At 26.7% G+C, this 13,735-nt stretch carries 16 protein-coding genes; all 16 read right to left on the bottom strand.

Features of this window, described 5'->3' with window-relative positions; genetic code table 4:
* Nucleotides 1–60: 60 nt before the first annotated feature.
* Nucleotides 61–1,143, bottom strand: coding sequence for a nicotinate-nucleotide adenylyltransferase (locus MHO_RS00695; protein WP_012855403.1), 1,083 nt, complete (start codon nt 1,141–1,143; stop codon nt 61–63).
* Nucleotides 1,143–2,399, bottom strand: coding sequence for a Y-family DNA polymerase (locus MHO_RS05260; protein ID WP_012855402.1), 1,257 nt, complete (start codon nt 2,397–2,399; stop codon nt 1,143–1,145). Before MHO_RS05260 ends, MHO_RS00695 begins: the two co-directional genes overlap by 1 nt.
* Nucleotides 2,392–2,841, bottom strand: a complete 450-nt coding sequence (locus MHO_RS00685) for an iron-sulfur cluster assembly scaffold protein (protein WP_012855401.1) — start codon at nt 2,839–2,841, stop codon at nt 2,392–2,394. Before MHO_RS00685 ends, MHO_RS05260 begins: the two co-directional genes overlap by 8 nt.
* On the bottom strand, nt 2,828–3,997 hold the full coding sequence (locus tag MHO_RS00680; protein ID WP_012855400.1) for an aminotransferase class V-fold PLP-dependent enzyme: 1,170 nt from the start codon (nt 3,995–3,997) through the stop codon (nt 2,828–2,830). Before MHO_RS00680 ends, MHO_RS00685 begins: the two co-directional genes overlap by 14 nt.
* Complete coding sequence (locus MHO_RS00675; RefSeq protein WP_012855399.1) at nt 3,997–4,731, bottom strand: TlyA family RNA methyltransferase; 735 nt, start codon at nt 4,729–4,731, stop codon at nt 3,997–3,999. The genes MHO_RS00680 and MHO_RS00675 overlap by 1 nt, the downstream gene beginning before the upstream one ends.
* Nucleotides 4,715–5,188, bottom strand: a complete 474-nt coding sequence (locus MHO_RS00670; protein ID WP_012855398.1) for a transcription antitermination factor NusB — start codon at nt 5,186–5,188, stop codon at nt 4,715–4,717. Before MHO_RS00670 ends, MHO_RS00675 begins: the two co-directional genes overlap by 17 nt.
* 1 nt (nt 5,189) lies before the next feature.
* Nucleotides 5,190–5,996: a TIGR00282 family metallophosphoesterase gene (locus MHO_RS00665; protein ID WP_012855397.1), complete on the bottom strand. Its 807-nt coding sequence runs from the start codon at nt 5,994–5,996 to the stop codon at nt 5,190–5,192.
* A 39-nt stretch (nt 5,997–6,035) separates the two neighbouring features.
* The gene (gene recA, locus MHO_RS00660) at nt 6,036–7,049 is read right to left on the bottom strand and encodes a recombinase RecA (protein WP_012855396.1); all 1,014 of its coding nucleotides are present in this window, start codon (nt 7,047–7,049) and stop codon (nt 6,036–6,038) included.
* Between the two features lie 97 nt (nt 7,050–7,146).
* Complete coding sequence (locus MHO_RS00655; RefSeq protein WP_012855395.1) at nt 7,147–9,321, bottom strand: phenylalanine--tRNA ligase subunit beta; 2,175 nt, start codon at nt 9,319–9,321, stop codon at nt 7,147–7,149.
* 11 nt (nt 9,322–9,332) lie between these two features.
* Nucleotides 9,333–10,274, bottom strand: a complete 942-nt coding sequence (gene pheS / locus MHO_RS00650; protein WP_012855394.1) for a phenylalanine--tRNA ligase subunit alpha — start codon at nt 10,272–10,274, stop codon at nt 9,333–9,335.
* A 1-nt stretch (nt 10,275) separates the two neighbouring features.
* Nucleotides 10,276–11,490, bottom strand: coding sequence for a replication-associated recombination protein A (locus MHO_RS00645; protein ID WP_012855393.1), 1,215 nt, complete (start codon nt 11,488–11,490; stop codon nt 10,276–10,278).
* A 55-nt stretch (nt 11,491–11,545) separates the two neighbouring features.
* Nucleotides 11,546–11,926, bottom strand: a complete 381-nt coding sequence (locus MHO_RS05255) for a hypothetical protein (RefSeq protein WP_012855392.1) — start codon at nt 11,924–11,926, stop codon at nt 11,546–11,548.
* 6 nt (nt 11,927–11,932) lie between these two features.
* Nucleotides 11,933–12,256 (bottom strand): hypothetical protein, encoded by a 324-nt coding sequence (locus MHO_RS05250; protein ID WP_041359595.1) that lies wholly within the window; start codon nt 12,254–12,256, stop codon nt 11,933–11,935.
* A 69-nt stretch (nt 12,257–12,325) separates the two neighbouring features.
* Nucleotides 12,326–12,625 carry a 30S ribosomal protein S18 gene (gene rpsR, locus MHO_RS00630; protein WP_012855391.1) on the bottom strand — a complete coding sequence of 100 codons (300 nt, stop codon included), beginning with the start codon at nt 12,623–12,625 and terminating at the stop codon, nt 12,326–12,328.
* A gap of 8 nt (nt 12,626–12,633) precedes the next feature.
* Nucleotides 12,634–13,101: a single-stranded DNA-binding protein gene (locus MHO_RS05245; RefSeq protein WP_012855390.1), complete on the bottom strand. Its 468-nt coding sequence runs from the start codon at nt 13,099–13,101 to the stop codon at nt 12,634–12,636.
* 28 nt (nt 13,102–13,129) lie between these two features.
* Complete coding sequence (gene rpsF, locus MHO_RS00620; RefSeq protein WP_012855389.1) at nt 13,130–13,570, bottom strand: 30S ribosomal protein S6; 441 nt, start codon at nt 13,568–13,570, stop codon at nt 13,130–13,132.
* Nucleotides 13,571–13,735 lie beyond the last annotated feature (165 nt).

Genomic DNA, 13,735 nt, shown 5'->3' with positions numbered 1-13,735 from the left:
CACTAAGGTGAGAAATGAATCTACTTTATGCTAGTTAAAGCATATACATTATAACACATTTTATTTTAATAATAACTTATATATTTCTTTTTGCTTTTCATCAAAAATAATGCCTTTTTGTTCATTAAATTTAAGACCGCATATTCTAATTACTTCCTTAAAACCTTCTTCTAAATTATTTAAGGCAAGCTCTCTAATTTTTTGAATTCCCGGTCATTTTCTTCCTTCACAAATTTTGTCAGCAATATATAAAATTTTTGCCAATAAAGATATTTTAAAATCTAATGATGTATGAATTTTGATTGCTTGTAACGCTTCATCATTTTGATATTTATATACATCCCTCAACCAATAATAGGCCGTAGTTTGGTGTAGCATATATTCTGGCAAATTTTGTTCATTATACCCATATGAACTTAAAAATTTATATGCCTTGTTTATGTCTCACTCTTTAGTAATATCATGCATAAAACCAGTTTTATATGCTAATTCAACATCAAAATTATTTTTTTTAGCCAATTGTGCAGAAAATTCGGCAGTATATCTTAAATGTTTAAATCTAGGAATAGAAAGAGTATTTTTGGCAATATTTTCTAAATATAAATAATTCTTTCCTATGTATTCTTGAACCCTTTCATCTACTACATTTATATTTCCATTTTTATAAGAAGTTGAAGAAAAAGGATGAAAAGAATTTTTTAAAACTAAACAATTGTATTTTTTAATATTGATTTTTGAATAAATATTATTTCTATTAAATACAACAATTTTTACAATTTTTGAAATTTCTTCTATATCTTTTCATTTGTTTAAACTGCCAACGTTATCCGATCCAATTAAAAAATATAGCTCATCGTTTGGATACTTTTGAGCAAAATATTTTACAGTATCAATTGTGTATGAGGTGCCACCTCTTTTTGTTTCAAATTGTGAAACTTCCATATTACTCTTGTTTATAACAATATTAATCATATTTATTCTATGTTCATTAGATGCATAATCTTGCTTATCTTTAAAAGGATTTTTGTTAGCAGGAACAAAAATAACTTTATCTAGTTTTAATAATTCAATTGCATCATTAGCAATTAAAATATGTCCTTTATGAACAGGATCAAAACTTCCGCCAAATATTCCTATCTTCATTATTTTTTCTCCTCTAAATTTATTTTTTTATCATATGGTTGATTGTTTTTTCTTAAAAACTTTATATTATCAATATCGATTGAATTCTCTAACAAATATTGTTTCCCTGTTATTAAAATTTTACCCTCAAATTTTGCATTAACCTCATTTAATATTGAATTTACTATTGATTTTTGATTATTATCTTCAAACAAATCGATTTGTTTGTTTTCTTGAAATATCGACCTCAAATCGCAGATTCTAATTCCAAGACCCCTTAAACATTCTTTTTCATTTCATAAATTTAAAAAAAGTTTTAACGCAATTTTAAAAATAATGTCAATATCATTTGTAAAAAAATCAATTTTTTTTTGCTCTGACATTCATTTTTTGTCTTGTTTTCTTATTAAAACTTCAACACATCTGCATTCATAATTGTTGTTTACGGCCCTATTAGCAACATTTCTTGCCAATTTAAACAATTCATTTTTCAAAAAAACAATATCATCAGAATCTTTTTCCATAAAAGTTATCGTGTTACTTATTCCTTTTGTTTCAAGATTTAAGATGTGGTCGGTTGCATTGATTCCCTTTAGTTGTTCAATAAATAAGAAAAAATTTTTTTTAAACAATTTTCTTAAAAAAATTTCATTATTGCATTCTAGCAAATCTTTATAAGTAGAAATTTTATTTTTTATTAATTGTTGTGAAATATTTTTTCCTACCCCAAATATTTTTTCCACCGGCAATGAGTAAAAATTTCTTTCAATATCTTCCTTTTTTGTTATTAAAATTCCTGATGGTTTTGCTTTATTTGTACTCATTTTTGCCAAAAACTTTGTAAAGGAAATTCCTATTGAACAAGGAATCATAAATGTTTTTAAAATATCATCTTTAATTTGTTGGGCAAGATTTTTAGCTTCCTCCCAATTGCTAACAGTGTTGCTAAAATCAATATAGCATTCGTCTATTGAATATATTTCTAGTTGTGTACAATACTTATTTTTTAGATAATCAAAAATTTTTTTAGAAATTAGAGAATATAAATCATAGTGTGGTTCTACTATAAGCAAATTAGGAACCTTTTCTAAAACGGTGTATAAAGAACTTCCTACTCTATATCCAAGATTTTTTACCTCGTAAGACATTGCACTAATTATTGAACGTTTGTATCGTTTAGCAATTACAACAGGCTTGTCTATTAAGTTTGTATTAATAGAACGTTCGCAACTAACAAAGAAGGAGTCCATATCTATGTGAAAAATTATCTTATTCATTAGAAACAGCTTTTTTTATTAACCTAAAAATTATTGATGCACATTCTAACCTATTTAAATGAACTCTTACATTTTGATATACAACCAATTTTCCCAATATTTCTCCACCACGTTGTGAAATTGTAGATGTATCTATCATTGTTTTATATTCATTTAAAATTTCATTTATTTCTAATTTATTTTTATTCAAAATTTGCTGAATCATTAATTCAACAGATGACAAAAAAATTGAACACCCTTTAGCACAATATTCCACTTTTTTCAAAGTATTTTTTTCATCAAATAAAAAATTTAACTTAATATCGTCAACGCATACATTTGAATGTTCAAATAATGTCTTATCAGTTTTCTTAAAATCTTCATCATTTTTTATTTTAAATTTTGGGTTTTCGTATGCATCAAAAATTATTCTTTGTTTTTCAATATTACTATAAAAATTCAAGAAAATTAGCCCCCATTTCTTTTAAAAGTTTAATGAATTTATCAACATCATTATAATCATTATAAAATGAAATTGAAATTCTTACATAACTATTGCCATATTGTTTCAATTCATGAAATTTATGTGCACAAAAAACCCCAGATCTTACATAAATATTATTATGTCCTAAATATGATGCAATATCCTGAGAAGGAATATTTTTTATATTAAATAAAATAATTTTATCCCCTCTTTTTGAATCTATTTCTATTCCATCTATTGTTTTTAATTCATCATAGCAATAATTTGCAACAGCTGTTTCTAGTTTATTTATTAATTCATAACCTAAACTATTTATAAAATCGATTGCAGCGTTAAATTGAAAAATCCCGGCAAAATTAGGAGTTCCAGGTTCAAATTTTTTTATATCATTCTTGGCACTTCATTCGCAACCAGAACCAATAGATTGAACTTGACCACCACCTCATTTTTGAGGAACTATTTTTTTTAGTAAATCTTTTTCAATTACTAAAGCCCCCATACCAGTAGGACCATAAATTTTATTACTTGAAAAAACAATTACATCGCAGTCGTTCAATGAAACTTTTTCGTGAGCAATAGCTTGTGCGGCATCGTTTATCAAATATGCACCATATTTTTTAGATTTTTGATGAATTTTTTTTAAATCAAAAAATACATTAAAATTATTAGTTAATTGAGGTAATACAATTAACTTCGTTTTTTCATTTATTAAATTTAAAACTTCCTCGTTATCTTTTGCATATTTAAATGTTATATTATTGTTTTTAAGATTTTCAATGAATGGAACGATTGCTGAGCTGTGATTAAAATAGCTAAATATTATTTCGCCATCCTTTATTATATCTTTTAACATTAAAGATATTAAGTTTAATCCATCAGTCGTTCCTGAAGTAAATATGGTTTGATCGGCAGAAGCGTCAATCAAATCTGCAATTTTTTTTCTAGTTTCATGCATTACTTCTTCTGTTTGTATTCCTAAAACGCTATCAGCAGTCCTTGTAGAAATTGAATATTTTTCATAAAAATCAATACCTGAATTTATTACGGTTTGTGGTTTAAAAGTGAGTGCTGAATTATCGAAATATACAATACCGGGATTATTTTTAAACATAGGAAATAAATCCTTATAATTCATTAACTATCCTTTCTAAAAAAGCCTAAATATTCAATGTTTTTTGATTTTTCTCCTAAAATAGGGCTTTTTATTAAATTAATCAAAACAAAGCCATTATTTTTTGCATATGAAATTACTTTATCAATAATATATTTATGATTTTCTTGGTTAACATACCCTCCAGGTTCGACATATTTGCTAGAAGCTTCAAATTGGGGTTTAATTAAAAAAACTACATTTACATTATTATTTAATAATTTATTGCAAACCTCAAATACATATTTCAAGCTTATAAATGAAACATCGCAAGATACAAATTCAATATTTTCAAGGAACATTTCCTTTTTTAAATTTTTAAGATTAGTTTTTTCATAAACAACAACCTTATCATTTATCCTAAGTTCATATGCTAGTTGATTTGTGCCACAATCTACGGCATATACTTTTTTAGCACCATGCCTTAACATTACATCAACAAATCCCCCAGTAGACGATCCTATGTCAAGACATATTTTATCCGTTAAGTTTATATTAAATTTTTCTATTGCTTCTAATAATTTATAAGCGCCTCTTGAAACATAGGGCAATTTCATATTAATGAATCTTATATCTACATCGGTTTCTTCAAATTTTAATGATGGAATAATTATCTTTTCATTATTTACAATTACTCTTCCTTCTCTAATTAACGCTTCTGAAATTTTCAAATCGTATTTAAAAATATTGGTTATTATCTCGCTAATTTTCTTTTTCATCTTTAGTATTTTTTTTAATTACATTTTTAGAAACAAGATCTAGAACCTTATTGATAAATTTATAATCATTATTAGGACTGTATATTTTTGAAATATTAACCATCTCATTAATTACCACCCTTGGGTCATTAAATAATAATTCATATTCACCGTATATTATTATGGCTCTCGATAGTGGTAAAATTCTATTTCATTCTCAGTCTTCACTAATAAATTTTTTTGCTATTCTAGTAAAAACATCATATTTAGCTTCAATTATTTTTAAAGATTCTATTTCATTGGCATTCAATTGATTTTCTCCACAATTTTCCAAAATTTCTTGTATTGAAAGATTCTTATTAAATAGCTCGCTCTGATATATGCAATTAATAATATGCATCCTTGCCTTATATTTATTGAGTAGAAATAAAATTCGTTTATCCTTCTCACTGATTTTTGATGATGAATCGTTATTCATATTATTGCTCCTTTATATTTACTAACTCAATATGCTTTGCTGTTGGATCTTTAGTTAATGTAAAAATAACTCCATTTAATTGACATTTATTTTTTGATACTTTAAATGCAGAAAATGCTGCGTAACGCATTTTTTCATATACTTCTTGGAAGTCAGAACCAATAGCGCAATCTCTTGGACCACACATTCCGGCATCAGTTACAAAATATGTACCCTTAGGCAAAATTCTTGCATCGTTTGTTTGAACGTGCGTATGCGTTCCAAAAATTGCATCAACTTTACCATCAACGTATAGTGAAAATACTGCTTTTTCAGATGTTGTCTCAGCATGAAAATCTATTATGTAATAATCTGCGCCATTATTTTCATATAGCTCATCAAATTCGTCAAAGAAATTATTTGCACTTTGTTCTTTTCATGGTTCTAATAGAGGATTAAATGTTATGCCCATAAAAGACATAATTGCGACTTTATGGCCTTTAATATCAAATATTCTTATGCCTTTGCCAGGATATGAACTATTTATATTTGCTGGTCTTATTAAATCTCCGTTGTTTATTATTTGATGAATCTTTTCTTTAGCTCAAACGTGATTTCCTAATGTAAATGCATTTATTCCTGCTCTTTTTAATCTTTCATAATCCTTAGGCTCAAAGCCCTTTCTTCCTGAAACGTTTTCTGCTTGAGCGATTACAAAATCAATATTATTTTGTTTTATTATGTTTGGCAATTGTTGCTCAACAAATCTAATTCCTGGTAAACCAAATATGTCTCCCAAAAATAGAATTTTTATATTTTCATTTTTCATAGTTTAAATTATAAACATTTATATGTTTAAATTTCTATTTTAATTTATCGAATTTAATTTGTCTAAAACTTCTTGTTTTAATTTATCGAATAATTCTTTATTAGTTTGCAAAATAAATTGTAAATTTAACACTCCTTGTGCTATATTTTCACCATTGAAACTATATCACGAGCCCTTTTTTACTAAAATTCCTAATTCTTCTGCTAAATTAATTATTTCAAGCTCTTTTGAAATACCTTTTGAAAAAATAATATCAATTTGAGCAGTTTTATATGGAGCAGCTAATTTGTTCTTTACAACTTTACACTTAATTTGATTACCTGTAATGTCTCCGTTATTGGTTACATTTTGAATTTTTCTAACTTCAAGGCGAATACTTGAATAAAATTTCAATGCTCTTCCGCCGGTTGTTGTTTCAGGATTGCCAAAAATAACTCCAATTTTTTCTCTTATTTGATTAATAAATATTACTGTTGTCTTGTTTTTTGATAATGATCCAGTTATTTTTCTTAAGGCTTTAGACATAAGCCTTGCCTGTGCACCTACTACTTGGTCTTTCATTTCTCCATTCAACTCAGCCTCAGGAACCAATGCAGCAACCGAATCGACAACAATTAGTCCTATTGCCCCGGATTTAGACAATGTATCAACAATTTCTAATGCTTGTTCTCCTGAATCTGGTTGAGATAAAATTAAATTGTCAATATCAACCCCTAAATTTTTGGCATATATTGGATCTATAGAATGCTCAGCATCAATAAATGCTGCAATTCCACCAGTTTTTTGTATTTCGGCAATAGCGTGCAACGCTAATGTTGTTTTTCCACTACTTTCTGGACCATATATTTCAATAATTCTACCTTTTGGTCATCCATTTATTCCTAACGCTCTATCAATAGTCAACGAACCACTACTAAAAGTTTCGGGAATTATGCTTGGCTTTTCTCCTAAAATCATAACGGCTTCTTTGCCAAATTTCTTTTCTATTTCCTTTAATGTTTCAGCAATAATGCTCTTTTCTTTTTGAAGATTATCATTTGTTGTTTCTTTCATTCTCACTCCTGCAATTAAGTATATTCATAAAATATCCTAAAAATTTAAAATAGAGAAAAAATAAAGAAAAAATGGCTTTTTTTACCATTTTTTAATTTTATTTATTAAAAATTGAATCAAATTTCTTGGTTGCTCAATCTTCTAAAATTACTTCTAATGTAATATTTTTTGTGCCATTATCTTTATTATAAACATCCTTAATTGAAATTTTGTACACGCCAAAAATACTTTGTATTTTTTTAATTGTTTCTTCAATAGATTGTTTATCTAAAACAGATATAGTAACATCCCTAGATTTAAGAGGTGTGTGCTTGTAATTTTTATATTTAATTACGTTGCTATTAATTTTATCTAAAAAGACTTCGCTAAACACTGCATTATATTGACAATAGTGAGGGTCTAATTTTGCAACATATCCAATTAATTCGTTATTTAAATAAATTTCTTGTGCTGCATTTGGATTAAAAATTTTTAATTTACTTGGTTTAAATTCCAATGTTTCATTAGTTATTGAATAAATATCAGCTTTTATATCATCAATAGTTTTATTTAATGAAGCAATTCCTAATACATTCATTTTATTATTAATCATAGCAATTTCAAAATAAGAAGCAGCTGGCAAACCTTGTTTGATATTTGTATCCAAGACTTCTAATAATGAAGAAATCATTGAATTTCTAATTTGAGAATGATCATAATTCTTTGCTGCAATTGCATTGAAATTAGTTTTAAAATCAAATGGATTAAAAATGTTTTTTTCAGGATTAATTAACGTGTATGTTCTAACATTGAAATATCCTTTTGCACAGAAGTTTTCAATAAATTTAAATTCTTTGTTTTCTTTAATTAATAATCTAGTAATTTTTGGAGATTTAGCTGGGAAATTATCATATCCATAAAATCTAAACACTTCTTCAACAAAATCTTGCATATTTTTTAAATCGTATCTATAAGTCGGAAAAATTACTGATGATAAATCTTCCTTTATTTTAAAGCCCAAAAGAGTTAATTGATTTAAGACTTGAATATATTTTTTGGTTTTTGTAATATTAAAGCCCGCATATTTAGTAATATAATGACTATCAATTAATATATTTGTTTTTCTTTGCTTTGGTGCGTTTATTTGAACTGAATATTGATCTAAATATTTAGTTAAAAATTCATATGCCATAACAACTTGACCACATGATATTTCTTTTGAGCCCCGTAAAGATGCCAATGTTTCTAATTTGACTGTTTTTATACTTCTTCTAACTTCTTTTAACGAAAATGATGCTAATTCAAAGACGCAATGTCCACCATCGGGTCTATATTCATAATTTTCTAGTCCTATAACACTTGCTATTGAAACAGTTTGATCTCCATTTTTTACAACCAAATTGTTGTTTAATGTAACTTGTTTATTGCCTAAGACATTTAATGTTTCATTGCTCAATGATGTAGAAAACTCATTTGAACTTAAAGAATTTTTATTATATACATGACAAGGAACTCCCGCATACAATAAGACCAAATTAGTTATATCAACTGCATTTCTAAATGTTTTTATTCCATGTTTTCATAAAAGAAATTCATCTTGAAGAGAAATAGTAGGTTGTTTAGTAGTTGCTTCAACTAAACTAAAACAGTTTGTAGCAACTAAATTTTTACTTACAACAATATCGCTTTCCAAAGTAGGTTTTGGTTTTGAAAGAGGTTCAACATATGATTCAAAATATGCTGAAATTTCTTTAGCTAAAATTAAATAACACAATGCATCAGCTCTATTAGATAAAATCGTTACATCAATCAAATAATCATCAAGATCAAAATATTGAACAGGGTCTAAATTTAAATCTATTTTTCCAACTTGAAAAATACCATCTTTTGAATCTAAAGGATGAAATTCTTCTGGAATACCAATTTCATTCAAACTTACAAACATTCCTTCAGAGATGATTCCTTTTAGTTCCTTGGCAGCAAATATATTTTTTCCAGATCTTGATCCAGGAACATAAGCCATTACATAATCGCCTTCATGCATGTTTGTTGCATTGGTTTGAATTATTGAATGATCACCATTACCAAATTCAACCTCACAAACTGTTAAACGATCGGAATTAGGATTTTTGTATGCCTTTAATACATGACAGAACTTCATACCTTCGGCATCTAGAAACTTATGATATTCTTCAACTTCAAAGCCTATTGAATTAATTGCTCCAACAACCTCTTCTACACTTTTGTCAGTTATATTTGCCAATTTAACTATTTTTTTATAAGAAAATAACATTTTTGCTCCTTTTATTTAAATTGTTTTAAAAATCTTTGATCATTTCCATACAATTCTCTTATATCGTCAATGCCATACTTTATCATTGTTATTCTTTCAATACCAATTCCTGCAGCAATGCCATTCATATCATTGGTATATCCGGCCATTTTTAAAACGTTTTCATGCAACATACCAGCACCCAAAACTTCAACTCATTTTCCATTAAACAAAACATCAACTTCAACACTAGGTTCAGTAAATGGAAAATAAGAAGGACGTAGTCTAATTTTTACCTTTTGTTCTAAAACATAAGAAAATAATTCAGTCAATGTATAAATTAATGTTCCAAATGAATGGTTACCAACACTAACAAAATCTAATTGAGTAAATTGGTGAGTATGTGTTCTATCTTCTTCATCATTTCTATAAACTTTTCCAATAGCAAATTGTGAAAACTCTTGATTTTTATGTTCCTCTAATGCTCTTGCACTAAATCCTGTATTGTGAGTTCTAAGCAATTCTTTTTCTGATATATATAGTGAATCTTGCATCTCTCTTGCGGGGTGAGATTGAGGAATATTCAAACGTTCAAAGTTATATTCTTCATTTTCTATTTCGGGTCCCGTATATTCAAAATATCCATTTGCCAATAATCATTCTCTAAATCTATTTGCAACCAAATTAATTGGATGAATTCCTCCAGTTGTATTTATAGGATTTGCAAAATCTACATACTCTTGATTAATTAAATCTTGAATTTTTATATCTTCAAGTTTTTGCTTTGCTAAATCAAAAAAATCTTCTGCTTGCTTTTTTAGTAGTTGAATTTTTTTACCAAGTTCTGCTTTTTGCAATGGATCTGCTGTTTTAATTTGAGACATTAATTCTTTTAACTCATCTGAATTGTTGAAAGCATTTTTAGCTAACTTTAAATCTTCCAATGTATTTATTTTATTTAAATCAAATTCCATTTTATTTTTCTCCTTTGTTTTTTATTAAATCTCAGTATTGTTTAATTTTTTGTTCATAACCTTGCCCATTTAATTCAATATGAATTTTATCTTTTAATTCATTTGGTAGATATTGTTGATCAATATAATTATTTTTATAATCATGAGGATATTTATAATTTAATCCTCTTTTTAGTTTTGCTGCCGATTTATAATGAGCATCTTTTAAATGAATTGGCACTTCAAAAATATTTCCACTGTCAATTATAGATTTTATTAATGTTGATGAGCTATAAACAGTGTTTGATTTTGGACTTAAACAAATATTTAATATTGCTTGTGTTATTGGTAAATACCCCTCAGGCATTCCTATTCTTTCAAAACATTCAATTGCTGACAAAACCTCTGATCCCAATTTAGGATTTGCCATTCCAACATCTTCGTAACTTGCACACAACATTCTTCTAAACAAACCATCAAAATCTCCGGATTTAATAATGATAAATCCTCAATATAATGCTGCATCAATGTCCGAACCGCGTAGTGATTTATGAAAAGCACTTAAATAATCATAATGATTATCACCTGATTCATCTGAACTAAATTGAATTGAGGGAATAATCTTTTTAATTGCCTCCAATGAAAATTCTTGATCTTTAAAAATTAACATAATCAAATCAAGATTGTTTAATGCTGATCTAAAGTCGCCATTAGCCTGTAGGGCTAAATAATCAGCAATATCCTTATTAAGATCCACACCAAAAGTTTTAAGGCAGGCATTTTTTAAACAACTTGATAAATCTTGAATTGTTGGCTTAGTAATTTCAATTATTGAACATCTTGAACGTAATGCAGGATTAAGCTTAAAATATGGATTTTCCGTTGTAGTTGCATAAATTGTGATTAAATCGTTTTCTAGATATGGTAACAATATATCTTGTTTATCTTTGTTTAATCTATGAATCTCATCAATGATCAAAATCTTGTTCAACTTTAATTTATGTACAAGATCTTCTTTATTTTCAATAGCCGCATTAAAATATTCGTAATTTACTTTTAAGGCATTGGCAAGAATATAGGAAATAGTTGTTTTTCCGGTACCTGGCTTTCCATAAAAAATAAATGAACGATAATCATTATTTTCTATAATTTTTTGAAATAATTTTTTTTGTTCTTGTGGGCAAATAAAATCTTCTAAAATTTTCGGCCTTATTAAATTTGCTAAGTTAGAATCCATATGGTTAAATTATAAAATATTTAATTTTTTTATTTTATTAAAAAATAAAAGACTTTTAGCATTTGCTTGTTGAAAGTCTTTTATTTAAAAGCAGAATGATTCCACAAAAAATACCAATTATTCTTGAAACTAAAACGCTTGCCAATGAAAGTAAAAAGAGTTTTGCATGCTTGTTTTTAAATAAGATTATTGAAACATAAATATTCAGCGAAATAGAAGCAATAGTAAATAAAATATATAATACTAAAAAAGTCGTTAATACTCTATTGATCATATTAAATTTATTAGTTTCATAAACTGGAATTTGATTTTGAAAATTTTTTTCATATGTAAATTTAAAGGAAATATTAGCCACAATAGATCAAATAAGCACAATGAAACAAATAAATGCTACTAAATTTAAAACCATCTGGCTAAAACTTATTTTTTTATTCATATTAATTTAATTCTTACTCCTATTTTTTTTAATTTCTGGATAATTTAACGCTAAGCTTATTGCCCCAAAAAATCCTAAAGGTATTATTAAAAGGCTTATAAAAAAAACTCTTCAAGGTTTTTTAATATCATATTTTGTAGTGTAAATTAATCCAACTATATTTACACAAAAAGCAACCAATGTAAAGCCTAAACAAATATAACCAAATAATTTAAAATCTATTTTCTTTTCTAAAAAATAAGTTAAACATCAACATAAAAAAATTACGATTGTTAAAAAATTGACAACGCCAATAAATATTGCTAGTTTTTGCTTGGTTTTTATATTCATGATTACTAAAAATTATAATAAAAAAATCAAGTTATATAGCAAATACATACACTTGATTTTTTTATTATTTTATTCTGCTTTTTCTACTTTTTCAGTTTTAACAGTTTCTTTTTTAGATTCTCTTTTCACTAAACCGATGTATGGCAAAATACCAACAAATCTTGCTCTTTTAATTGCTAATGCAACTGCTCTTTGGTGTTTTGCACATGTTCCGGTAATACGTGATGATAAAATTTTTCCTTGTAAATTTACTAATTTTGATAAAACTTCTTCATTTTTGTAGTCAATGTAAACAACTGGTTCTTTACTTAAACAAAATTGACATGGACGTTTACGAATAAAAGGTTTCTTACGAACAATTCTTGCCATTTTAACTCCTATAAATCCCAATCAAGTTGATCAAAAGGATTATCATTTGATTCATTTGATTGATGATTATTTTCTAAATTATTATCGATAGTGTTTGATTCTTCTGTGGCAATATTAAATTCTTTACCATTGTTATTTTTTCGTCTATTTTCTGACATTTCACGTGTTTCTAGTGATTGAATTTTTTCTACACTAACAACATATGATGTTGAAATTTGACCATCGCCGTTATTGAAACGTGAAGATTGAAATGTACCCTCAACAAGAAGAAGCGAACCTTTATCTAAATATTTATTAATAAAAGTTGCGTTAGATCTTCAAGCAACACATGGGACAAAGTCTACTACAGGTTCAGAATTAGGGGCGGCGTATTCGCGTCTAATAGCCATAGTAAATCTTGAATATTCAACATTAGAAGGTGTAACATTTTTATAAGGTTTGGCCGACAAACGACCAATTAAAAATACTTTATTCATTTTTCCTACCGATCTTATTATTTTTTAACTATTTCTTTTCGTCTAAAACTTTTGAAGTTCTTGGTTTTCTTGCAACCTTCTTTTCTTCGCTAGCATCTTTAGAAGTTTCGTTGTTTTTTACATAAGGTTTTTTATTTTCACGGTTTAGAGGAATTCTCTTATTGAATTTCTTAGAAACTTTTCTTGGCTTTAAACCTTTTTCAGAATCTAAATTAATAATTAAAGATCTTAAAACTGATTTATCGATATTAAGCTTTCTTGTTAATTCAGACATTAGATGAGGTTCTGCCTTTGTTGTAATTAAAAAGTAATTTACATGAGTTAACTTTTTAATTGGATATGCAGTTTCGTTTCTTTCTAATCTTTCAAATTTTGATGAATTTTTATCTAATACTGAAAATACTAGATTTTGTAATTCTTCATCTGTTGTTTTTGGATTAGTTAGAATCATAATTTCGTAATTTGACATTATAATTTTTCTCCTTTTGGACATTTGGACCTAACGGTCAAGGAGTCATAAACCTTGTTAAAAATATTTTTAACTTCTACATTATATACACAAAATAGTTTTTTTGTATAAAATGAATGTTTATTTATAAAATAAATAATAAAGATATAAAAAACCCGTTAAGAA

It is taken from the genome of Metamycoplasma hominis ATCC 23114 (genome assembly GCF_000085865.1).
GTDB classification, from domain to species: domain Bacteria; phylum Bacillota_I; class Bacilli_A; order Mycoplasmatales; family Metamycoplasmataceae; genus Metamycoplasma; species Metamycoplasma hominis.
The sequence above is the reverse complement of the archived record's forward strand: the minus strand, read 5'-3'. Positions and strand labels throughout refer to the sequence as shown.